General features: G+C 71.1%; 13 protein-coding genes and 1 pseudogene. 12 read left to right on the top strand and 2 right to left on the bottom strand.

Annotated elements, in window-relative coordinates; all coding sequences use genetic code 11:
- Nucleotides 1-74: 74 nt before the first annotated feature.
- The 5 genes from OG524_RS00345 to OG524_RS00325 all read left to right on the top strand — a co-directional run bounded on the left by OG524_RS00345 (nt 75) and on the right by OG524_RS00325 (nt 3,975).
- Nucleotides 75-824, top strand: coding sequence for an iron-containing redox enzyme family protein (locus OG524_RS00345; protein WP_405385877.1), 750 nt, complete (start codon nt 75-77; stop codon nt 822-824).
- A complete protein-coding gene (locus OG524_RS00340; RefSeq protein WP_405385875.1) occupies nt 821-961 on the top strand; it encodes a hypothetical protein in 141 nt (46 codons plus the stop codon). The genes OG524_RS00345 and OG524_RS00340 overlap by 4 nt, the downstream gene beginning before the upstream one ends.
- Nucleotides 962-1,057: 96 nt before the next feature.
- Nucleotides 1,058-1,939, top strand: coding sequence for a phytanoyl-CoA dioxygenase family protein (locus OG524_RS00335; RefSeq protein WP_405385873.1), 882 nt, complete (start codon nt 1,058-1,060; stop codon nt 1,937-1,939).
- 7 nt (nt 1,940-1,946) lie between these two features.
- On the top strand, nt 1,947-2,813 hold the full coding sequence (locus tag OG524_RS00330) for a PhzF family phenazine biosynthesis protein (protein ID WP_405385871.1): 867 nt from the start codon (nt 1,947-1,949) through the stop codon (nt 2,811-2,813).
- Nucleotides 2,814-2,886: 73 nt separating this feature from the next.
- The gene (locus OG524_RS00325) at nt 2,887-3,975 is read left to right on the top strand and encodes an LLM class flavin-dependent oxidoreductase (RefSeq protein ID WP_405385869.1); all 1,089 of its coding nucleotides are present in this window, start codon (nt 2,887-2,889) and stop codon (nt 3,973-3,975) included.
- Between the two features lie 10 nt (nt 3,976-3,985).
- On the opposite strand, the gene OG524_RS00320 is transcribed toward OG524_RS00325, so the two are convergent.
- The gene (locus OG524_RS00320) at nt 3,986-4,426 is read right to left on the bottom strand and encodes a zinc ribbon domain-containing protein (RefSeq protein ID WP_405392999.1); all 441 of its coding nucleotides are present in this window, start codon (nt 4,424-4,426) and stop codon (nt 3,986-3,988) included.
- A 32-nt stretch (nt 4,427-4,458) separates the two neighbouring features.
- Here OG524_RS00320 and OG524_RS00315 point away from each other — a divergent pair, with 32 nt between their 5' ends.
- From OG524_RS00315 to OG524_RS00305, 3 genes are all read left to right on the top strand, one after another.
- Complete coding sequence (locus tag OG524_RS00315; RefSeq protein WP_405385867.1) at nt 4,459-5,772, top strand: MFS transporter; 1,314 nt, start codon at nt 4,459-4,461, stop codon at nt 5,770-5,772.
- 14 nt (nt 5,773-5,786) lie between these two features.
- Entirely contained in the window at nt 5,787-16,898 is an 11,112-nt protein-coding gene (locus OG524_RS00310) for an amino acid adenylation domain-containing protein (RefSeq protein ID WP_405808472.1), read from the top strand.
- A gap of 449 nt (nt 16,899-17,347) precedes the next feature.
- Nucleotides 17,348-17,671, top strand: a complete 324-nt coding sequence (locus OG524_RS00305) for a hydroxyisourate hydrolase (RefSeq protein ID WP_405385864.1) — start codon at nt 17,348-17,350, stop codon at nt 17,669-17,671.
- Here OG524_RS00305 and OG524_RS00300 read toward each other — a convergent pair.
- A complete protein-coding gene (locus OG524_RS00300) occupies nt 17,630-21,001 on the bottom strand; it encodes a BTAD domain-containing putative transcriptional regulator (protein WP_405808469.1) in 3,372 nt (1,123 codons plus the stop codon). The genes OG524_RS00305 and OG524_RS00300 overlap by 42 nt on opposite strands.
- Between OG524_RS00300 and OG524_RS00295 the strand changes: the two are divergent.
- The 4 genes and pseudogenes from OG524_RS00295 to OG524_RS00280 all read left to right on the top strand — a co-directional run bounded on the left by OG524_RS00295 (nt 20,967) and on the right by OG524_RS00280 (nt 24,438).
- Nucleotides 20,967-21,770: pseudogene (locus tag OG524_RS00295) on the top strand (transposase). The gene OG524_RS00300 and the pseudogene OG524_RS00295 overlap by 35 nt on opposite strands.
- Nucleotides 21,771-22,337: 567 nt before the next feature.
- Entirely contained in the window at nt 22,338-23,177 is an 840-nt protein-coding gene (locus OG524_RS00290; RefSeq protein WP_405808467.1) for a BTAD domain-containing putative transcriptional regulator, read from the top strand.
- A gap of 366 nt (nt 23,178-23,543) precedes the next feature.
- Nucleotides 23,544-23,822: a hypothetical protein gene (locus tag OG524_RS00285; protein WP_405385858.1), complete on the top strand. Its 279-nt coding sequence runs from the start codon at nt 23,544-23,546 to the stop codon at nt 23,820-23,822.
- A 220-nt stretch (nt 23,823-24,042) separates the two neighbouring features.
- Nucleotides 24,043-24,438 (top strand): peptidase inhibitor family I36 protein, encoded by a 396-nt coding sequence (locus OG524_RS00280; protein ID WP_405385856.1) that lies wholly within the window; start codon nt 24,043-24,045, stop codon nt 24,436-24,438.
- Nucleotides 24,439-24,441: the final 3 nt, after the last annotated feature.

The raw sequence follows: 24,441 nt of genomic DNA, 5'->3' as shown, positions 1-24,441 counted from the left end.
CCGTGAACGCCCTCCCCTGCGAAACCCCCGCGAAGAACGCCTTGCCTGCGAACCCTCTTGTGAAGGAGAACGTGATGAACCGCGTGCAGAACACCGGGATCAACCACCCGAAGCCGTTCTACAACGAGGAGCAGAGCCGTCTGAAGAAGGCCGAGCTCGACCGCTACATGGACAAGAAGATGGCGGAGTGGAAGGACACCGTCCCCTTCGCGTCCCACCTGACCGAGCCCGAGCTCCACCAGGCGTACTACCGCCGCACCCTCATCGAGCACGTGTGGCGCATCCGCCTCTCCCGGGTCAGCCAGACCAAGGCCATCTACAAGATCGCCCAGGTCGCGCCCCGGGCCGCCCGCGACTACGCGCAGTACCAGGCCGACGAGATGCTCCACGACAAGCTGTACATCAGCGACGCCGCGGCCGCCGGCGTCACCGAGGAAGAGATCCTCGCCACGGAGCCCTACCTCTCCACCCGCCTCCTCGAGGGCTTCTTCTACTACACCCTGGAACACGAGTCGGCCCTCGCCCCGGTCGTCTCCAACTACCTGGTGGAGTACACCCAGGTCAAGCTCCAGCCGGCCATCGTCGAGAACCTCCAGAACCGTCTCGGCAAGGAGAACGTCAAGGGGCAGGCCGCCCACCTCCACGTCGACACCACCGAAGACCACTCCCAGGAGATGTGGGACATCCTCCACCAGCTGATCTTCAGCGAGGAGGACTTCCAGAAGGTCTTCAAGTACATCGACGACGTCCAGGAGATCCTCGCGCTGTTCTTCCGGGAGATCTACGAGGACACCTTCGCCAAGCGCGTCGAGGCCACCGTGTGACCCGCGAGGCATCCCGCACCGCCATGGCCGGCGAACCGTCCAAGGCAGGCGCCCACATCCGGCCGCGGTACGAGCGCGGGGTCCGCGACGGCTTCGAGGTACGCGGCAGGCCCACGTACCCCGGCGGCACCGACTGAGCCGCCGCAGGGCCGCCGGGCAGCCATCGCCCGGCGGCCCTCGTACGGACCCCACCCCACCGCACCCCCGCCGCCCAGCAGAGAGGAACCCCGCGCATGTCCGCACCCGACACGGCCGCGCTCGTCAAGGAGTACCAAGAGAACGGCTTCGCGGTCGCCGAGCGTCTCTTCGATCCGAGTGAAGTCGCCGAGCTCAACACCGCCATCACGCAGATCCTGGACGTCCCCGACATCGGCTCCGTCGCCGAAGTGGAGCCGGGCGACAACGGCATGGCCCGCCGGATCTGGTCGCCCACCAAACAGCACTCCGCGTTCGAGCGGGCCGCCGCCCACCCCGGACTGCTCGACCACGTCGAGGCACTCATCGGCCCCGACATCCTGTTCCACTACAGCAAGCTCCACCTCAAGGCCCCGCAGGTGGGCAGCGTCGTGGACTGGCACCAGGACTTCTCCTACTACCCCCACACCAACACCGACCTGGTGACGGCCCTCGTCTACCTCGACGACACCACCACCGAGAACTCCGCCCTCCAGGTCATCCCCGGCTCTCACCGGCGCGGCCTCGCCGACCACTACGTCGACGGCTACTTCCGCGGCAAGGTAGCGGGTGCCGGCGCCCCCGACCCGGCGCTCGCCGTGCCCATCGAGGCGCCCGCAGGCAGCGTGGTCTTCATCCACTGCCTGCTCCTGCACTACTCCTCCTCGAACAACTCCGACCGGTACCGCCGCGCCTTCCTGCCGGCCTACCGGGCAGCCGACGCCTACCCGATCCACTTCGGATCGCACGCCGGCCACAACGAGCCCGGAGTGCGGCTGCTGCGCGGCAGCGTGTCGGACACGGCACGCGTGGAAGCCGGGGCATGGCGTCTCCCGCTCGCGGAGCGCCCCTTCGGCTCGCTCTTCCAGCTCCAGGAGGGCGTCGACGAGACCGCGACTGCGGCGACCCCCGGGTACGCCACCCTGGAGGAGGCGAAGTGACAGCCCCATGAGCACGCCGGACGTGACGGTCGTCCGCGCCTGCCTGCGGGGCGGCGCGGGCGGCAGCCCCACGGCCGTCGTCCTGGAGGACGACGGCCACGGCCCGCTGCCGGGCGACGACGAGCGGCGCCGGATCCCCGTCGCACGGGGCACCTCGCACGCCGTGTACGTACGCCACGTCGGCGACACGACCGAGCTGCGCTTCTTCACCGCGGAAGGGGAACTGCCCGCCTGCGGTCACGGCACGGTCGCCGCCCTCGCCTTCCTCGCGGCACGGCACGGCGGTACCGGGCCCTACCGGGCCACCCTCCGTGCCGGGGGGCGCGTGTTCGCCGGGCGGGCCGAGCGTGACGGCGAACTGATCACCGCCGCCTTCGACCCCGGACCCGTCGACCTGCGCGAACCCACCGCACAGGAACGCGCCCTCGTTCTTCCGGCCCTCGGCCTCACACCGGACGAGGCCGCACGAGGCGGCGTCCGGATCGCCGGCGTGGGCCGCGAACGCATGCTGGTGCCGGTCCCCACCCGGACCGCGGTCGCCGCCCTGCGCCCGGACCTCGACCGCCTCAGGGCGGCCTGCGACCGGTTCGGCCTGATCGGCGCGTACGTCCACTCGAAACCCTCGCCCCAGGGCGCCCTCGCGGCCCGGATGTTCGCCCCTTCGATCGGCATTGCGGAAGACATCGCCAACGCCAACAGCACTGCCGCTCTCGCCGCACACCTGGCCGGCCGGGGCGTCGGCCGGATCGCCGTAGACATGGGCGACGCCCTCGGCAGCCCCGCCACCGTCACCGCCACGGCGGGAAAGGACCTGCGCGTCGAACTCGGCGGAACCGCACGGGTCCTGACGGAGCAAAACCAACAGACGTCTTGAAAGACCGGAAGGTGAGAACGTGGTCGTCAGTGGCTTGCCCAACCAACCGCAGTCAGACGCGAACGAGCTGAGAGTGCACTGGAACTCGCCGCTCAGCGGGCAGCAGAAGGCGTCGGGAAAATACCAGACCGGCCAGCTCGACTTCGACGGGATCGTCGACTTCGCGCAGGAAGCGGACAGCCTGGGAGTCGACTCGCTCCTCATGGGCATCGGCAACCACATGCCCGACCCGCTCCCGATGCTCGGCGCCCTGGTCCGCGAGACCAAACGCGTCAAGTTCCTCCTCGCCTACCGTCCCGGACTGCTCCCACCGACGCTCTTCGCCCAGGTGGTCAACACGGTCTCGTGGATGTCGGACGGGCGGATATCCCTCAACCTGGTCGCCGGAACCTCCCCGGTCGAGCAGGCGTACTACGGAGACTTCCTCGCCCACGACGAGCGCTACGCACGCTCCAACGAATTCCTGGACATCCTCCACCGGCTCTGGCGTGGTGAGACCCCGCTGTCCTACGAGGGCGACCACTACCGAGTCAAGGACGCGCAGGTCGGCCTGGGATACAAGGGCGGAAGCCGTCCCGAGATATACATCAGCGGGGCATCGGAGGTGGCACAGCAGACCGCCGTGGACCACGGCGACTGCTGGCTGCGGTACGGCGACACCCCCGAGGGAATGGCCGCGGCCGCGAAGCCCGTCCTGACGCAGGGCGGCCGCGTGGGAACCCGCATGCATGTGCTGGCGAGGGAGACCCGTGCGGAAGCGCTGGCGGATCTCGCCGATCTGATGCGCGATCCCGACGAAGAACACCGCAAGCGGATCGCGGATGCCGTGGCCTCCTCCGACTCCGTGGCAGTGAACACGTCCTTCCGGCTGGCCGAGTCCGCGGACTCCGACTGGCTTTCTCCCATGCTGTACTCCGGTGCCGTGGCATACCGCGGCGGGCCGGCCCTGTGCGTGGTGGGCAGCTACGAGGAAGTCGCGGCGTACCTCTACGAGTACAAGGCAGCCGGGATCAGCGAGTTCATCTTCTCCGGCTGGCCGACCCAGCAGGAGATGCGGATCTTCTACACCCGTGTACTGCCGCTGCTGCGCGAGCACGAACGCGCCGGGGCCGAAGGCATGAAGACCGGTCAGCTTCTCAGCCCTGGAGCACTGAGCTCGTAAGCCCGGCCCGTCAAGCCGCATCGCGCTCCCGACCGCCCCGGCGAACAGGGCGGTCACGGGTCGCATCCACCAACTCCGGGAGGTGTCGAGTCCCTTGTGGCCCGGGTCCGTTGACGAGAACCCACGCCGAGCGGGCACGACCGCGCACGCCGACCCCGGCGACGCGGCCGGCCCGCCCGGCGAGACCACATCGACGACGGCACAAGACGGCATCCCGGTCCGTGCGGCTGTTCCCCGCCGTGTGCCCGCACCCGGGGCACACGTGCGAGGTGCCGTGCGCGTCCACCCCGGCCACCGCCGCACCGGCCCGGCGAGCCGTCTGCCGGACATGCCCTTCCGGCCGGTGCGACCGCCAAGGGCAGTGCCTGGCCCGCTGCCCGCGAAGAGGCCCGCGAAAGGGCCCGCGAAAGGTCCCGCGAAAAGGCCCTGCCCCCTCACGGAAACCGCTCAGCCCTTCGAGGGCGATCGGGCGTCAGGTGCGTGATGGGGATTTCAGCGGAGCAGGCCCTGCGAGGCCGACCGGCCCCGACCGGATGGCGCGTCCGGGCCCTGGTGGCCGGCTACTCCGTGTCCGCCTACGGGAACTTCCTCAACCTGATCGCCCTGAGCCTGTTCACGTACCAGATCGCGGGCACCGCCCTCGGCATCGGCGCGGTGATGGCGCTCCGGCTGTTCTCCGGCGTACTGGCCGGCCTGGGTGCGGGCGCGATCACCACGGCCCTGGGCCGTCGCACGGTGATGATCGGCGCCGATGCGGCGCAGGCTGCCGCGATGACGGTGCTCGCGCTCAGCGCCCGCGACCCCTCGCTCGCCCTGCTCCTGGGCGCGGTCGTCGTGCTCGGCGCGGGCAACACCTTGTTCACCGTGGCGCTGCGCAGCGCCGTGCCGGTGATCGTGGGCCATGACGAACGGACGCGGACCAACGGGCTGCTGGTGACCGCACGTTCATTCGCCACCGTTCTGGGCTTCGCCTCGGCCGCGGGAATCATCGCCTTCGGTGGACACGGCCTCGCGTTCGCGGTCAACGGGGCCAGCTTCGTGGTGTCGGCCGCGGCGGTACTGGCACTGCGGCTGCCCACCGCTGCCGATGCGGATACCGACACCGGCGCAGCCGCTGAGCCGGCACCGCCGCAGCCGGTCCCGAAGCGGCCGCCGGGCGTCCGCGCCGGACGCCTGCTCGCAGGAATTCCGGGACTGCTGCTCGGGATGCTGCTGCTGCGGGGCACCGACGCGTTCGCCTCCTCCTCCCACAACGTGGCCCTGCCGATGGTGGCCGGCCTCAGGTCCCCGGACAATCCCGCACTGTTCATGACCGAGTTCTGGGTCGCCTGGGCCGTGGGCACCGCCCTGTCCCCCCAGCTGCTGAAGCGTCTACGCGGCGAGAAGGCGCACGACGCGCGGGTATTCGCGCTCGGCACCGGCCTCATGTCGATCTCGTTCGTGCTCGCCTTCACCGGGCTCCCCCTGCCCGCCCTGATCGGCGCGGCCCTCGCGGCGGGGCTCGCCGACGGCTGCACCGAGATCGTGTACGTCTCACGCCTGCAGGCCGCGCCGGAGCCGGAGCGCAGCCGGCTGTTCGGCCTGTCGGCCTCCGCGGAAACGGCCGGATTCAGCCTCGGAATGCTCGGCGCCGCGGCTGCACTGGAGGGCTTTCCCGCCCTCACCGTCGTCGCCGCATTCCACGGCACCGCCCTGAGCGGGGCGCTGGCCCTCTCGCTGTACGCCGCCGTGCGCCGCCACGGTGGCCTCCGGCCGCACCACCGACCGTCCTGGTTCCAAGGCCACACCGATCGCTGAAGAAGGGGACACACATGGCACGCGTACGGGGGCAGGCCCTCTGCCGAGGGCCTGAGCCGGAGCTCACCGCGAAGGACCCTCGCGACGCGGTCCAGGCCCTGCTGCGGGCCGCGGCCGCCGCAGACGGGGCGGGAGTGGTCACGGTGGGGCCGCAGGACTCGGCCGCCACCCTCACCTACCCCCAACTCCTGCACCTCGCACAACGGTTCGTGACCGGACTGCACACACACGGGGTGCGGCCGGGGGACACCGTGGTCCTGTGCGGGCTCCCGCTCGCCGAGTTCTTCCCGGCCTTCTGGGCCTGTGTCCTGGCCGGGGCCGTGCCCGTGTCCGTCTGCGACCCGCCCACCGCCGGCTCGGCGGCCCTGCAACGGCTGCGGCACACCCGCGCGTTACTGAACCATCCCCTCGTCGTCACCGACGCCCCCGGTGCGGCCGCCCTCGCGCGCGCCGAACCTGACGGGCCGGTGGCGATCGCAGCCCACTGGGCACAACACCCGCCGACGTACGAGCACCATGTGCCCCAGGCCTCGGACACCGCGCTCCTCATGCTCTCCTCCGGCAGCACGGGCCCGCCCAAGGCGGCGCGGCTCACCCACGCCGGACTCGCCGACTTCGCGGCCGGCGCCCGCCGGATCCTGCCGGTACGAACCGGCGACACCTTCGTCAACTGGCTGCCGGTGGACCACAGCGGGGCATTCCTGCTCTACCACGTACTCCCGGTCTTCGCAGGCTGCACGAATGTGCACGCACCGACCCGAACGGTGCTGACCGACCCGCTGCGCTGGCTCGACCTGCTCCACGAGCACCGCGCCCAGCACGGCTGGGCGCCCACCTTCGCGTACCAAATGGTCGCGGACGCACTGACCGGACAACCCGACAGGAAGTGGGACCTGAGCGCCCTGACCTCGCTGGTGTGCGGCGGTGAGCAGATCGTCCTGCCGGCCCTTCGGGCCTTCCTCGACGCCACCTCGGCCTTCGGCGTCCGCGAGGACCACCTCGTCCCCGCCTGGGGCATGGCCGAGACCGTCACCGCGATCACCTACGGCCGCCTCGACCGGCCCGGAACCGTGCACCGCCTCGTCAAAACCAGTCTCGGCGGCGAACTGCTGAGCGCCGACGACGACACCCCGGACGACCAGTGCGTCACCTTCGTCGCCGCCGGATCACCCGCCCACGGCACGACCCTGCGCATCGTCGACAGCCACGGGCAACCACAGCCCGGCGGCAGGATCGGACGGCTGCAGGTACACGCGCCGGCCCGCCTGACACCGGGGTACATCGACAACCCGGACGCCGATGCCGCCGCCTACCCACAGGGCCACGACTGGCTGGACACCGGCGACCTGGCGTTCCTCGCCCAGGACCAGGTCGTCATCACCGGCCGCCGCAAAGACGTCATCATCCTCAACGGGCACAACGTCTACGCCCACGAGGTCGAGACCGTCGCGACGGCGGTGACCGGGGTGCACGCGGGTGAGGTGGCCGCCTGCGGGATACCCGACGCCGACCGGGGCACGGAGCAGCTCGCCGTGTTCTTCGTCGGCCACGGCGCGAAGGACGACGCCCGCGTCGCACGGCAGGTGCAGGCAGAGCTGTTCACACGCCTGGGCCTGACCGCCGCACATGTACTGCCCGTCGCGCGGGCCGAGTTCCCCCGCACGCCCGCCGGCAAAGTACGGCGCGGCGAACTGCGCGACCGGTTCCTCGCAACACACCCGGGCCCCGGCGAGTGCGGCGTTCCCAGCAGCGACGACACACCGGGCGACGACGTCGGGCGCACGGTGCGTGAGGAACTGGCCACCGTCCTCGGCCGCCCCGCCGGGGCACACACACCCTTCTACGAACTCGGCCTGACATCCGTGCAACTGGTGCGCCTGCGAGGGCGCCTCGAAGAGCGCCTGGGCCGGGGGATGGCCCAGACCGACCTGTTCGAACACCCCACGGCAGCCGCGCTCACCGCACACCTCTGCGCGGCCCGGGAACTCCCGGCGCAGGCGGACCGCAACAGCGGCGAGGACACGGACCGGCGGGTCGCGGTCATCGGCATGGCGCTGCGCTTTCCCGGGGCCGACTCACCCGAGGGATTCTGGCGCAACCTGCGCGACGGCGTCGACTGCCTCACCGTCTTCGACCAGGACCAACTGGCAGCCGCGGGCCTCACCCCCGAACAGGCGAAGGCTCCCGACCGCGTCCCCGTCGCCGGAGTCCTCGACAAGGCGCTGGACTTCGACTCCGACCACTTCGCACTCAGCCCCAAGGAAGCCCGGCTCACGCACCCGGCACACCGCCTCTTCCTGGAGTGCTGCCACCGGGCGCTGGAGGACGGCGGCTACGCGGGCACCCGGCAGAACACCAGAATCGGCGTGTTCGCCGGCACCGGCATGCACCTCTACGACCACCAGCAGGACGCACCCCCCACCTACGGCCGGCACCACGAGCACGACGACGCCGACCCCGTCACCGGCATGCAGCGCACGATCGGGCAACAGCCGGACTTCGTCGCCTCCCGGGTCGCCTACCGGCTCGGCCTCACCGGACCCGCCATCGGCGTACAGACGGCCTGCTCCACCTCACTGGTCGCCGTACACCTGGCCGCACAGGCACTGCTGACCGGTGACGCCGACATGGCCCTCGCCGGTGCCGCCGCCGTGCACCTGCCCCAGGAGACCGGCTACCGCGCTCACCCCGGCTCGGTCCTGTCCCCCTCCGGGCGCTGCCGCGCCTTCGACGCGGACGCCGACGGCACCGTGGGCGGCAACGGGGTGGCGGCCGTGCTCCTCAAGCGCCTGGACCGGGCGCTGGCCGACGGGGACACGGTGCACGCGGTGATCCTCGGCTCGGCTGTCAACAACGACGGCGCACAGAAGGCCGGCTTCACCGCACCCGGCGTGGCCGGACAGGTGGCCGTCGTCCGTGAGGCGCTGCGCCGGGCCGCTGTCCCGGCCGACACCCTCACCTATGTGGAGGCGCACGGCACCGGCACACCGCTGGGAGACCCCGTCGAGTTCGAGGCGCTGCGCCGAGCGCTCGCACAGGACACCGCCCAGACCGGGTTCTGCACGGTGGGCTCGGTGAAGCCCGCCGTTGGACACCTCGACAGCTGCGCCGGCATGGCAGGCCTGATCAAGACGGTCCTGATGCTGCGACACCGCACCCTGGTACCGACCCTGCACCTGAACGAGCCCAACCCCCAACTGCTCCTGAACGGCGGACCCCTGCGCCTGGGCACCGAACTGCAGCCATGGTCCGTGCCCGCCGGGACGCCCCGTCGGGCGGGAGTCAGCGCGCTCGGCGTGGGCGGCACCAACGCCCACGTCATCCTCGAGGAAGCCCCGGCACGCCGCCCCCCGCCCGCACCCGACCGGCCCGTGCTCGTCCCCCTTGCGGCGCGCGACACCGAAGCCCTGCGGGAGCTGACCGGGAACATCCGCGCCCACCTGCGGACCTCACCGGACACGGCCGCCGCCGACGTGGCGGCCACGCTGGGGCGCGGCCGCCCCCACCCCACCGCCCGCCTTGCCGTGGTGGGCACCGACACCGGGGAACTCGCGCGGGCCCTGGAGCAGGAGCCGCCCGCCCCCGCACCGTCCGGGCCCCTGGCCTTCGCCTTCCCCGGCCAGGGCAGCACTCGCGCCGGCATGGCCCGGGGAATCCACGCCGGGTTCACCGAAGCCCGTTCGGTGCTGGAGCGCTGCGAGCACATCTACGCCCAGGAGTTCGACGGCACCCTCATGCCGATGCTGCTCGGTGAGGCCGGTGAGGCCGGTGAGGCCGGTGATGCGGATGATGCCGCAGACCGGGTCTGGCCCACCGAGGTCGCCCAACCCGTCCTGTTCGCCCACCAGGCGGCGCTGCTCGCGCTCTGGCAGGCCTGCGGCGTGCGGCCCGCCGTGCTGCTCGGCCACAGTGCCGGCGAGTACGCGGCGCTGTACGCGGCCGGAGCGTTCACCCTCGAGGACGGCCTGCGCCTCACCGCCCGGCGCGGCCGCCTGATGCATCGCGCGTGCCCGCCCGGCGGAATGCTCGCCGTCCACACCGACCGGGCGACCGCCGAACGCGTCGCCGCGGCAGCGGGCCTCGACGTGGCAGCGGTCAACGGGCCCCGCTCGCACGTCCTGTCGGGGACGCCCGCAGCCCTCGCCGAGGCCGGGCACCTGCTCGACCGCGACGGCATCGGCCACCGCACCCTCCCGGTCGACCGGGCCTTCCACTCGGCCGCCCTCGACACCGCGCTGACCGACTTCCGCACCTGTGCCGAGGAGGTCGCCTACGCACCTGTGCGTGTGCCCTTCGTCAGCGGCCTTGACGGCGAGGTGCGCCCCGCGGGCTGGACCGTCGATGCCCGCTACCTGTGCGCCCAGGCCCGGCAGCCGGTCCGCTTCGACCTGGCCATGGCCACGGCGGCGGACCTGGCCCGGGGCGGCTTCGTCGAAATCGGCGCCGGAAACACGCTCAGAGGCCTGGGCCGGCACCACATCCCCGCAAGCCGCTGGCTGGGCGCCCAAGGCACGGGCGACGACGCCACCGGACAACAGCGCGGCGTCCTGCACTCGCTCGGCGAGCTGTACCGCGCCGGGGCGGACCTGGACTGGGAGGTCCTCGCACGCGGCGGAGGCAGGATTCCACTGCCCGGGCACCCGCTGCGACGCCGCACGATCGCGCCTCCCGAGCAAGGGCCGCAGCGCGCCACCGGCCCGGTCGACTCCCCCCAGGAGCCGCCTGCGATCCAGACCCCCGTCGCCCCCGAAGCCCTCGTGGCTCCCGTCGCCTCCGTGGCTCCTGCCGACCCTCCCCACACCACGTTGGACGAGGCCGAACTGCTCACCGAGATAAGGGAGCTGACCGCAAACAATCTGGGCGCCGGCCTCGCGGACATCCGCCCGGACCGCTCCTTCCTCGAGCAGGGCGCCGACTCACTCGCCCTGATGGGGGCGGCCGCGGACCTGGAACGCCGCTATGGCGTGCGCCTTCCCGTCCGGGAGTTCTTCGAGGCGGCGGACACGCCGCGCAAGCTCGCCGAGCGCCTGGCCCAGATGGGCGCCCAGGTGACCGGACGACCGCCGCACGCCGCTTCGGGGCCTGCACCACAACCCGCGCCGCACGGCGAACCTGTGCCGCAGGGCGAGCCTGCCCACCTCGACGTTCCCACCCCCCACCCCCGCCCCGCCTCGGCACCGCCCCGCGCACCCTCCCTCGCAGCGTCATCACTGCCGGAGCCGCAGACCACACCCGGCCCCGCACCGGCCTTCGCTACGCCGGACACGCCACTGGCCGTACGCGACCTGTTCGCCCAGCAGCTGGAGCTCACCCGGCACCTGGTCGACCAGGTGACCGGCGTCATCAACCGGCAGATCGACGCCCTGACCCCCGCCGACCCACCGCCGCACACGATGCCCGCCGCCCCGCCGAAGACCGAGGCAGCACCCTCCAAGCCGGCAACCGCCCCCGCCACCACGCCGGCCGGGACAGCACCCCCTTCCACCACGGTGACCACCCCCGCCACCGCGCCGCTCACCCCGGCACCCGGCCCCGCACAGCAGCCGGCCCCCGCACCGTCCACCGGCCCCGCACCACCACCCGCCACCGCCACCGCCGCCGTCGACTTCAGCCTCTACTTCTTCGGCGACTACCCCGACGACGCCGCCCAGGACAAATACGCCCTGATCATGCAGGCGTCCGAGTACGCCGACCAGCACGACTTCCACGCCCTGTGGCTCCCCGAGCGGCACTTCAACTCCTTCGGCGCACTCTTCCCCAACCCCTCCGTCCTCGCCGCCGCCCTGGCGGCCCGTACCCGCCGCATCCGGCTGCACGCCGGGTCCGTCGTCCTGCCGCTGCACCACCCGGTCCGGGTCGCCGAGGAATGGTCGGTGGTCGACAACATCTCCGGCGGCCGGGCGGGCCTGTGCTTCGCCGGCGGCTGGCACGCCACCGACTTCGCACTCGCCCCGGACGCCTTCGGGCGCCACCGCGAGCTGATGTACGAACAGGCGGACACCGTACGCCGGCTGTGGTCCGGCCAGCCGCTCACCCTGACCGGCGGCGACGGCAAGCCCGTCGACGTCACGCTGCACCCCAAACCCCTCCAGGAACAACCACCCCTGTACGCCGCGGTGGTATCAAACCCCGACAGCTACCGGCGGGCCGCCGCCCACGACCTGGGCATCGTCACCAACCTGATGGCGCAGACGGTGGAACAGCTGGCAGAGAACATCGCCCTGTACCGCCGCACCCGCGCCGAGCACGGCCTCGACCCGGCCGCAGGCCGCGTCGTCGTGCTGGCCCACACCTACCTGGGCCCGGACGCAGCCCAGGCACGGGCCGAGGCCTACCGCCCCTTCGTGTCCTACCTGCGCTCCTCGCTGTCCCTGTTCAACCAGGTGACCAACAGCCTCGGCCTCGACGTGGACCTCGCGAACACCCCCGAGCAGGACGTGGAGTACCTGCTCGGCCGCGCCTACGAGCGCTACTGCGCCTCGCGTGCCCTGATCGGCGACGAGTCGACGGCCGCCGAGACGGTGGCCCGCCTGGTGGCGGCGGGTGCGGACGAGATCGCCTGCTTCGTCGACTTCGGCGTGCCCGCACAGCAGGTCCTGGCCGCCCTGCCACTGATCGACCGTCTGCGCCGACGACAGCACCTGCCCCCCGAACGCCAGGCGCAGGACGACCTGGGCGAGCGCGGACCGCTCACCCCGGCCCAGCGCCGCATCTGGTTCCTGGAACAGCTGCACCCCGGCACCCGCATGTACCACGAGCCCAAAGCGATCCGCCTGGACGGGCCGCTGAACACCGAGGCACTGGGCCTGGCTCTGCAACAGGTCGCCGACCGCCACCCCGCGCTGCGGACCGTCTTCCGTGAGGCGGACGGCGTCCCCTACCGGCAGGTGCTGCCCCGCATGACACTCGACTGCCCCGTCGAGGACCACTCCGGGACGGGCGAGAACGAGGCACTCCGGGCAGTGTCGGCCACCGAAGGACGACGCGTCCTCGACCTGAGCGAGGGCCCCCTCCTATCGGCCAGGCTGCTGCGCCTGGCCCCCGAGCGGCACCTGCTGTTCCTGCTCGCCCACCACATCACCTTCGACTCGTCCTCCACCCAGGTACTCGCCCGCGACCTCGCCGCGTACTACCGCGCCCGGCCCGACGGCCAACCCCGACTCCCCGAACTGCGCAACACCATCCCCCTCACCTCCGACCCGGCGGCGACCGCCGCGAGCCTCGACTTCTGGCGGCGCGAACTCACCGGCACACCGGATCTGGAACTGCCCACCGACCGGCCACGCCCGCCGGTACGCACCGGTGAGGGAGCGAGCCTGTCCCACGCGCTGGACGCCGAACTCATGGAACGCATACGCCAGACGGCCGCCACCCACCGGGCCACCGTGTTCATGGCGCTGACCGGTGCGATCGGCGCCGTACTGGGCCGCTTCGCAGGCCAGTGCCACTTCGTGCTCGGCACCGCCGTCGCCGCCCGGCCCGAGGACGCCGAGCACACCATCGGGCTCTTCCTCGACACGGTTCCGCTCCGCCTGGACCTGAGCGGCGACCCGGACTTCGCGACCCTTCTCCACCGCGTCCGCGACACCAGCACGGCGGCGTACGAACACCGCGACCTGCCCTTCGACACCCTGGTCGAAGCGCTGGCCCCGCGCCGCGACCCGGGCCGCAACCCCCTGTTCCAGGTCATGGTCGAGTACGAACGCGAGGGCGAGGCCGACTTCGACCCGCCCAGCCTGACCGCCACGCTCCTGGACGTACCGAGCGAACGAGCCCCTTTCGACCTCAGCATCTACCTGACACACCACCGCGAAGGCCTGCGGTTCATGGTCGAGTACGACACCGCGCTCTTCGACCAGGCCACCGTGCACCGGTTCGTCCAGTACGTGGAGCAGCTGCTGCGCCGGGCCCTGGACGCCCCCGGCGTCCCGGTCGCCGAACTGGCCACCCCCACAGCCGCCGATCGCTCCGTGCTCGCACGGTGGGGCGGCTTCCACGAAGAGGCGCCCACCGGCCCGGACACCCTGCACGGCCTCTTCGAGGAGCAGGCCCGGCGCACACCGCAAGCCCCCGCGCTCATCCACGACGAACTGACCCTCCCGTACGGGGAGCTGGACGCCCGCGCCCATCGCCTCGCCCACCAGCTCCGGCAGCGGGGCGCGGGCCGGGGCGAGCGCGTGGCGATCCTGCTGCCGCGCGGCCCCGAGCTGATCACCGCGCTGCTCGCCGTCCTCAAGAGCGGAGCCGCCTACGTTCCGCTGGACCCGTCCGCGCCGACACCCCGGCTGAACGGACTCCTCGACGACAGCCTCCCGGTCCTCCTGCTCACCGGCGCGGCCACGCTCGAACGGCACCCGACGCTGGCCACCCCGACCACCCTGCTCATGGAGAACCTCGACACGTCCGCGCCCCTTCCGGACACCTCGCCGGCCGGCGAGGTACGGGCCGAGGACCCCGCGTACTGCATCTATACCTCCGGCTCCACCGGCCGGCCCAAGGGCGTGATCGTCCCGCATCGCGGCCCGGCCGCCCTCATCCGCAGCCAGCTGGCGCGGCACCTACCGCTGCGCACCCTGCAGTGGACCTCGCCCGCCTTCGACATCAGCGTCCAGGAGATCTTCACGACCCTCGCCTGCGGGGCTGCCCTCGTCCTCATCGACGACGAGGTGCGCCACGACCCGCAGGCGCTCACCCGGACCGCGCGCCGCCACGCGGTGCAGCGGCTCTTCATGCCCTGCACCCCGCTGCGCTACCTGATGGACACCGGGCCCGAACTGCCCGCCCTGCGCGAGGTGTTGCACTGCGGAGAGGCGCTGCAGCTCACTCCGGCGCTGCGCCGCTTCCTGGCCGCCCACCCGCAGTGCTCCTTGTACAACCAGTACGGCCCCACCGAAACGTCGATCATCGTCACCTCGCACCGGGTCGTGCCCGCCCAGGAACAGTGGCCGCCGATCGGGACACCGGTGCCCGGGGCGCACATCCAGCTCCTGGCTCCGGACGGGCGTGAGGTGCCGGTGGGTGCGATCGGCGAGATCCACGTGGGCGGCACACCCCTCGCACACGGCTACCACGGCCTCCCCCAGGAGACGGCGGCCCGCTTCGTCGACCACGGAGCCGGAACGGTGCGCTACCGCACGGGTGACCTGGCCCGCTGGCGCCCGGACGGCACGCTGGAGTACCGGGGCCGCGTCGACGACCAGGTCAAGATCCGCGGACACCGGGTCGAACCCCGTGAGGTACAGGGGGTGCTGAGCGCACTGCCCGGGGTCCGCGACGCGGCCGTGGTGCCGCGACGGGACACGCACGGCGACATGGAACTCGTCGCCTACGTCGTCCCGCGGCGCGCCGGGAACGGCGACAGCACCAGCCTGGCGCAGCTGAGGGCCGCGCTGGCCGACGAACTGCCCGACCACCTCGTCCCCGGCCGCTGGGTCGCGCTGGAGCGGCTGCCGGTCAGCACATCCGGCAAACTCGACCGAAGCCGCCTCCCGGAGCCCCGCGCGGCCGACACCCCGCACACGGCGGGCGCCGAGCCCACCACCGTTGTGGAGAAGTCCCTGCACGAGCTGTGGTGCACGGAACTGGGCACCCGGTCGCTGCCCGTGGACCGTTCCTTCTTCCAGCTGGGCGGCCACTCACTCAGCGCGATCCGCCTGCTGCACCGCATGGCCGACGAGCTGGACGTGCGGCTGTCGATGGCGGACTTCTTCCGCAACCCGACGATCAGGGCACTGGCGGCGCGGGCCGAGAACAGCGACACGGCGGACAACGGCACAGCCCCGGCAGCGGTCGTCGCCGTCACCCCGATGACCTCGAGCCTGCGCCGGCTGTGGCGGCGCCACCACGAACGCGGCGACCCCTGCGTCTACAACGTGACGCACCGCGTCGACCTGCGAGGCGAGCTGGACACCAACCACCTGACGCGGGCACTGGAAGCTCTGGTCGCCCGGCACGACGCGCTGCGCAGCCGGTGCGTCCAACGGGACGGGGACCACCTCATCGAGGTGCTGGCCGAGGTGCCCGTAGAGGTGCCGGTCGCCGATCTGACCGCGTACGCCACAAACGAGGACGGCCTCGCACGCTGGTGCCGGGGCGAGGCGTCCCGGCCCTTCGCCATGGACCACGCCCCGCTGTTCCGCTTCCGCACGGCCCGGGTCGCCGCGGACCGCTGGATCCTGCTGGCCGTGCTGCACCACGGAATATGCGACGGCTGGTCGATGAACGTGCTGTGGCAGGAACTGCAGGAGCTGTACAACGCCGCCTGCCGTGGCACCCATGCGGAACTCCCACCGCCCTCGGCACAGTTCACGGACCTGGCGCGCGCCGAACACGACCTCCCCGCGCAGCGGCGCCGCCACCTGCAGGAGTACTGGAGCCGTGAACTCGACGGCGCCCCGCTGAGGTTGAACCTGCCCTACGACCACCCCCGCCCTCCCACCCTGTCGGGGCACGGCGCCCTGCACACCCACACCCTCGACCCCCGCACGGCCGCGCAGGTCGCCGAGGCGGCGGCCGGCCTGGGCACCACCCCGTACACCATCTGGGCAGCCGCCTTCGCCGCCTGGGTCGCGCGCCGGTGCGACTGCCCCGACGACGTGGTCCTTCCGGCATCCAGCGCCAACCGCGCCCGAGCGGGCCGCGAGGGGGCCGTCGGCTTCATCGGCGACACCGTCCTCCTGCGTGCCCGTGTCGGCGACGCCGCCACATTCGCAGATCTGGTGGACCAGTTGGGTTCCACACTCTTCGCGGCGCTCGACCACCAGGACCTGCCGCTGAGCGAGGTGGCAGGGCTGCTGGACGCCCGCCTGGCCGCCGAACTCTTCCCCACCATGCTGTTCACCGTGGTCACCGCCCAGCCGCCCGCCCTTAACCTGTACCGCCTGACGGCGACGATCAGCGGTGTCTCCGTACACGCGTCCGCCCGCAACGAGCTGTACGTGGTCGTACACCCCGGTCCGGAGCGGACGACGCTCACGTTCGAGTACTCGACCGACCTCTTCGAGCCCTCCACGATCGAGACCTGGGCATCCGACTTCGCCCGGATCCTGGCGCGGGCGACGGCCGACCCGTCAGCCCTCATCGCATCGCTGGGCAGCTCAGACCAGGCCGGCCAGGTCACCGGGTGAGTGGCGGGTTCCCGGCGTGGAGCCAAGGAGATCGTCGGCACAGGCAGTCGTTCAGGACATGTCGAACCGTTGCGGTTTTCCCGCCGGTGGACTGCGGTACATGCCGTCCGGACATTCGAGCGGAATTTCCGGTCCCAGTAGAATTCCGGAACCGGCCACGGCGGCGCCGGAACTCGACCCACTTGCGCCCCATGTGTCCATCGCCTTTACTCCCACGAGTCGCAACGGCCGGGAGGAGATTCGGTGCACCGAATTCAAGGCCATCGCGACGATCTCCAGGATTCCCTTGAAAATTAAGACAGTTGGGCATGAAGGTGGTTGTCGGACGAGTGAACGCAACGTAGCGTTTTAAAGACAGGAAATTGACGGTGTTGATCCTCTGACCCAGGTCACGGCGGATCGCGGCCCCGCCGGTGTTCTAACAGAGGCGTTGATGAATCATGGTGAACTTGACCGTAGAAGCACTCGAAAGCGTCCACGGGCGCAGTGCCGTCGGCCTGTGCGTGAGACTGGAGACGCTCGTCGACGAGGAATGGGTCCTGCTCGCCGAACGCAAGACGGACGAGCGCGGCCGGATCGACGACTGGGACGGCCCCGGCGAAAGCCAAGGGCTCTATCAAGTCGTGTTCGACGTCGACCGGTACTTCTCCGGACTCGGCGTGACCCCCACCTGTCCGGAAATCGTCACCACGTTCCGCATCTCCGGCGAGCAGGCGGAGTGCCGGGTGAGCCTAAACTTCTCGCTCCACCACTACTTCGTGACCTTCACCTAGACCGCAGGGCCCCGTCATCGCCCCGAGACGGACGAGGATCGGTCCGGCGGCCTGCGGGGGCATCGCGGACACGAGTTCCCGCGCCTCGGCCAGGGAATGCTCGGCGGCCTCGGAGTCCCCGGCTGCCCGCAGGGCGGCATGCAGGACGATCAGTGCCTCGGCCTCCTCGGCAGGAGCATCCATCAACCGGAACAAAGGCAGCGCCCGTCGCAGGTGGATGACCGCTTCCCCGGCATCCCGCGCGGCGAGCGCCAGCTCCCCGAGGGTCACCAAGGTACGACCCGTGATCAGCCGCTCGTCGTTCGCCTCCGCGCGCGCGAGGGCGCGGCGCAGGGCCTTGGTGGCCCCCTTCGTCTCCCCGTGCATCAGCAGGGCGGAGCCGATCCCGTGGAGTGCGTACGCCTCACCGGTGTGGTCACCGATGAGGAGGACGATACCCAGCACCTGCTCGAACGCGTGCAGAGCGGCCTCGTAGTCACCGCGGTCCAGATGCCTCTGCCCCAACCGGTGCAGCACCTGGGCCTCGACACGTCGGCCGTTGCCCTCCCGGCTCAGCCGCAGCGCCTCACTCAGGAGCGGGCCGGCCGCAGCGTCGTCACCGCTGTCCAGCCGCAGCTGCGCGAGGTTGTGCAGAACATAGGCCACAGCGACGGATCCCCCGCCCTCCCTGAAGACCTTGAGCGCCGCCTCGTAGTGAGCGGTGGCCTCGTCGTGCCGGCCATGGATCCGGGCCAGGTATCCCAGCCCACGGGTGGCCAGGGCGCCACCGAGCCTGTCGCCGATCTCCTCGAAGATCGCGGCAGACCGCAGCAAGTGGCTCTCGGCAGAGGCGAAGTCCTGATTGGTCACGGCGAGCGAACCCAGCGAGTGGAGCGTCGCCGCCTCACCGACCCGGTCGCCCGCCCTACGGCTCGCGGCGAGTGCCACCTCGTGTGTGTCACGCCAGTCATCGAGGCACACCTGAGTCTCCATGAACGTCACCGCAGTGACGGCGAGCCCCCAGCAATGCTCGGTGAGCCCCATCATGGCGGCCCGCCGGACACAGGCGAGCAGCGAGGAGCGCTCCCTGGAGAACCACTGGAGGGGCTCGGAGAGGATTCGGTCCACCAAGGCGCCCGGCAGCGGGTACAGGGAGACGTCATGACTCCTTATCAGTACGTCCTGGCCGTACTCACGGTCCCGCGCGTTCTTCAACAGGAAGAGGAAACAGCCGAGCACCCGGCAGACAGCGGCCTCACGGGCTTCCGTACTCTCCTCGGCGACCAGCCGCTCCCGGGCGAAGAGCCGGATCAGACTGTGGAGTCGGTACTGCCGGTGGGCACCGGTCGCGGCGCCCACCGTGTCAAGCAGCTGCGCGTCCGTGAGCTCGTGGACCAGATCGCGCACCGTCGTCTCGGGAAGATCCAGGAGCGCCATGGCGGCCCAGAGGGAGAACGGCCCCTCCTCCAGGATGGCCAGACGCCGGAACAGACGGCGGGTGCCCTCGCCCAAGCTGTCGTACGTGAGGGAGAGTCCGGCCCTGATACCGACGTCGGCGTACTTGAGCTCGTCCAGCCTGCGGGTCTCGTCCTCCAGACGTTCCACCAGCTCGGCGATCTCCCAGTGGGGCCGGGCGGCGAGGCGGGCCCCGGCGATACGCAGCGCCAGCGGGAGGTGTCCGCACAGTGCGGCGAGGGCCTTCGTGGCCCCCTGCTCGTCCGCGGCGCGCTGCGCCCCCGCCATGTGGCCGAGGAGATCGGCGGACTCCTCCGGCGTGAAGGTGGTGATGTCCACCCGAACCGCGCCCGCGAGGCTGCCGATGTGGCGCCGGCTGGTGATGATGACGGCGGAGGTGGGCCTGCCCGGCAGAAGCAGTCTGATCTGGCTCTCCTCGGCGACGTTGTCCAGGATGATCAGCACGCGTCGCTTCGCCAGGAGCGCGCGGTACATCTCCGCCCGCTCCTCCACGTCTTCGGGAATCACCGTGCCCTTGACGCCGAGGGCACGCAGGAAACGTTCGAGCGCCTGGGCGGGCGATACCGGTGCGGAGACCCCGCCGTGCAGTTCCGCGAAGAGCCGGCCGTCGGGGAAGTCCGCGGCGACCTCGTGGCCCACGTGGATGGCCGTGGCGGTTTTGCCGACTCCCGGTTTTCCCACGAACGTGACGATGGGCACCGCCAACGGGGACCTGCCGTGGGAGGCCACCAGCAGTTTGCGGACGTCGGCGACCAGGCTCTCGCGCCCCGTGAAGTCCGCGACGGCGGCGGGCAGCATCTCCGGTGCGCCGCTGGACGCAGGGGGCACGGCGCGGTTCTCCGGGAGGTCGAGCCGGGGGTCCGAGACCAGAATGGAGTGCTCGAGCTGTCTCAACCGGACGTCGGGTAACACGCCCAGTTCGTCGAGCATGAGTCTTCGGGTCTCGCGGTACACGTTGAGCGCCTCCGCCTGGCGCCCGGAGCGGTAGAGAGCCAGCATGAGCTGGCCGCGCAGTCGCTCGCGCAGCGGGAACTTCGCGATGAGCTCGAAGAGTTCACCGACGAGCACGCTGTGCCGGCCGAGGGCGAGTCCGAGCCGGATGTTCTCCTCGGTGGCGGTGATGCGCTGCTCGGTGAGCCGGCCGGCGCCGGACGCCACCACCTCGCCGGGTATGCCTTCGAGGGGGGAGCCGCGCCACAGCACGAGCGCCTGACGGTACATGGCCGCCGCCTCCTCCCGCTGCCCCCCGTCATGCAGCTTGCGCGCCTGCGCGACGAGCGAGTCGAAGCGCAGGGCGTCGAGGCTCTCCTCGTCCGCGCGGACCATGTAGCCGTGGGGGTGCGTGCTGATGACGTCGTCGACGCCGTGGGCCCCGAACAGGCGCCGCAGGCCCGAGACGCTGATGTGGAGCTGAGCGCGTGCCGTCGCCGGCGGAGTCTGCTCGTACACGGCACGGATGAGCCGGTCGGTGCTCACCACCTGGCCGGCGTTGAGCAGGAGGGTGGCGAGCACGATCCGCTGGCGCGCGCCGCCGAGTTTCAGCGGCGTGGAGTCGACGCTCGCCTGAAGGGGACCGAGGATGCTGAACCCAACTCTGGGTAGGCAGATCTCGCTGTCGTCCCCGGACACGTTCTGCTCCACGTGGTTTCCCCCCAGGAACGTGTGTGGCTCGAAGAACTCTAGCCCGATCTTTCGCGCGCTCGGCAGTCTGGAGGACTTGATGTTGTAAGTGGCCTTGACCATAAGCGCGTTGCCGCCCGCCGGTGCGAGTCCGGTCCGGGTAGCCGCTGCACGGTGTTCCCCCTGCGTCTTCCCGGACACCACGTACTGCAAGGCCAGGGTGAACCGCCGGATCGTCTCGCAGCCGGTAGTCATCGCGTCCGGCTTCTCGGCCGGCGGACACCGCGAGATCCTCGTGTGACGGGCGGCGACAGCGAACCGGAGCCGTTTTTCTGCAGGTTCCTGCGGGCCCGCGGCCCGGACCACGTCCAGCTGGTGATCTCTCATTTCGCACAGCGGTGCGGTGGCCGCGGTCCGCACCGTGTTCCTCCGGCAGGCCGGGCAGCGATGCCGCGCCTGCTTCGTCCGCGATGCCTTTCCGGTGATCGGGAAGGGGCCGGCGGCGGTGGCCGCGGCGACCATCCGCACCATCTTCGCGCAGACCACTGCTGAGCAGGTCCGAACCCGGCCGGACGTCGTGGCGGACATGCCCGGACGGCAATTCCCGCAGGTCGAGGCGACGCTGCCGGAGGCGACCGGGGACAGCACGGCGTTCGCGGACTTCCCGGCCGGCGCACGGGAAGAAGATCTGGCCAGCGAACCCTTCGGAGCCGCTGAACCGGGAGATCAAACGCCGGGCCGACGCCGACCCCGGTCTGCCCCGTCCCCGGTCTGCCCCGACCCCATCGCCCTCGACCGGCTCACCGCCGCGGTCCTGGCCGAACTCCACCACGGATGGCAGGTCTTCGACCGTCGCCGCCTCTGCGAAGGCTCATCGCGGAACTCTGCACCGCGAGCCCGCCCCACACCGGCAGCCCTCTCACCACCGGAACCGGACGAGCTCGACCGGCCACACCACCCGATGGGACACCGCCGACCTCGATGCGGCCCGCGTCAGATCCGCGTGCGTTTGTCAACACGCTGATCCCCGCACCGGTTTGACGGCCACTCGAACCGTCGACCCCATCGGCGAGGTCCCCTTCCGCCGACGGGGGACGTATGACCCCTCAAGGAGGCAGGACCTGGGAAGCCGACCGGCTCGGCAGGGCGTTGAGGGAGTTCCCGTCCGCCCACGTGCAGGCCCGCCGACGCTTCTATCGTCTCCCTATTGTCCCTGCCGGTTCATCGATCGTGACCCGATGTCACGGCTTGCCAAGCTATAGCCATCCTCAAGCAGCCGCCGACAGGCCGGACTTCGGAAGTGGGAGAGACAGTATATATGAGCAGGAACTGGTCGATTCGTGTCGCATTCGCCATCCCTCTCGCAGTCGCCATGACGAGCGTGGCCCCCTCGATAGTGACGGCCGTCGTTCAGGCGGAGCAGCCGCTGACGGCCACCAGGGGGACGGACGGCGTCCTGCGGCCTTCCACCGGGGGGCCCGACCTGCACAACCCGTGGGGGTGAACGGGCCCTGCCGGTGCTGCGAGACCTCAGGTACGCGCCGTCCTGGCCGTGTGCCGGACAAACGCTCCACAGAGGATGGGAAACAGCGTGGACATCGATGTACTCGGTGCACTGGCGGTACGGGAGCAGGGTTTCTCGGTCACGCCCACCGCTCCCAAGCCACGACAGGTGCTCGCCCTGCTTGCCCTCAACGCCGACCAGGTCGTCCCGGTCACCACGGTGATCGAGGAGCTCTGGGGCACCGAACCCCCGCGCAGCGCGCGCCCCACGCTGCAGACCTACATCCTGCAACTGCGTGAACTGATCGGCACGGCACTGAGGCAGTCCGACGACATGGGGCCCCGCTCCGCCAAGGATGTGCTGATGACGGTGCCCGGCGGCTACCTGCTCAGCAGCGGCGAAGGGCGCAGCGACGTAAGGGAGTTCGAGCGGCTCGCGAGCGCCGGGTACCGGGCCATGGACGCCGAGGACTACCCGCAGGCAGCCGAACGGCTGAACGAGGCACTGGCCCTGTGGAGGGGACAGGCCCTTGCCGACGTCCAGACCGGACCTCATCTGGAGCCCCAGGTCAAACGGTTGGAGGAGAGCCGGCTGTGCGCGCTGGACCAGTGCATCGACGCCGACCTCCGGCTCGGAAGGCACCGTGAACTGCTCGCCGAGCTGACCGTGCTCGTCAGCCGCTACCCCACCCACGAAAGCCTGTGCGGACAGTTCATGCTGGCGCTGCACCGCTCCGGGCGCCGCGGTGAGGCGCTCAACGCCTACCAGCGGCTGCGCACCACGCTGGTGAGCGACCTCGGCCTGGAGCCGTCGGCCGCCCTCGTCAAGGTGCAGCGCTCCATCCTCGTCTCCGGCCCACCCGGCGCCGCGGGCGGCACCGGACTCAACAGGACGTCCGCCGACCGGGGGCTGACCCGGACCGGCTGAGTGTCCGTACGGAGACACGCGCACTGGGGGTCGCCGCGAACGAAGGGCCCGTGGCGCGAGGAGTGGCCGGCAGAGGACCGATCCGGATGCCCCACAGTCGCGTAACCCGATCTGTCAGTGGTGCGGACAGCCCGCTCCGGGTGCTCCCAGCCGCCACCAGGGCAGCCTGGCCATCGCCCTGACCCACAGCCACGCCTCCTGGTACACCGGTGACCAGATGCAGGAAACACACGCCGCGCCTACGACCGGGACCGCACCCTGATCACCGCCTGCCTCGGGGGAGCCCGAAGCGACGAGGGGAACGAACGCGTCCGAGGCCACCCGGCTGGCGAGTTCTCTCGCGGACCGGTACGGCCCGGATGGGCGATGCTCGCCTCCGACGGCGCCTACGAGCCGCACGAGGACGCCGACCACGACCTCTCCGGATACTTGACCGGTGCCCCGCGCACGGCCGCCGAGCGCCTCGTCGGCGACGCCGTCCGGCGCGTACACGAGCGGAACGACCCGTACGCGGACAACGTCACCGTCTTCGTTTCCCACATCACCCAGGAGGGCGAAGAGCACACCGCCATTCCCCGCCCCCTGCTCCCGCTCGTCGGTAAACCGTTCGTACCCGGGGCCGTTGCCCGGCTCGCCGGTGAGTGACCGTGGCGAGCGAAGCGCCGGGACCGTCCTCGCCGAAGCGGACGCGGAGCATCTCGCTCGCCGCGTTCAGCTCTGCTTTTGCGGTCAGCCGCAACAGCGTGGCCGACCGGGTCGGCTGAGGGCAATAGTGGCTCACGCCGAACACGGGTGCACGGGGGACCTGAAGGTCCCTTCGAACGCGTCCGTGGACGATCGTGAGAACTCTGAAGGGGGAAAGCGCATGAGGAAATCCAAGGGCGTGCGGGCCAAGGCGGCCATCGCGTCGGGGGCTGTACTGCTGGCCGGCCTGGGGGTGGCCGCGACGGCCTCACCGGCGCAGGCAGCCAAGTCGGACTGCGATTCCGGGGCGCTGTGCGCCTGGCTCAATACCTCCTACGTGGGGACCCCGGGCCAGGTGTGGGGCAACAACACGGACCTGCGCCAGTACGACAAGTTCAACAACGCCGCCTCGGTCTACAACAACGGCAACTCCTGCGACGTCCGGCTCTACACGCTGAAGGACTACGAAGGCCGGACCTACCTCCTCAAGCGTGGTTCCAGCATCGCCACGCTGAAGACCTACTTCGACGACGGCAGGTTCACGTACGGCATCGCCTCGAACAAGTGGGTGTGCTGATCT

Source organism: Streptomyces sp. NBC_01520, assembly GCF_045040375.1.
Classification (GTDB): Bacteria; Actinomycetota; Actinomycetes; order Streptomycetales; family Streptomycetaceae; genus Streptomyces.
Note: the sequence above shows the minus strand (reverse complement) of the source record. Positions and strands in the feature narration are given on the sequence as shown.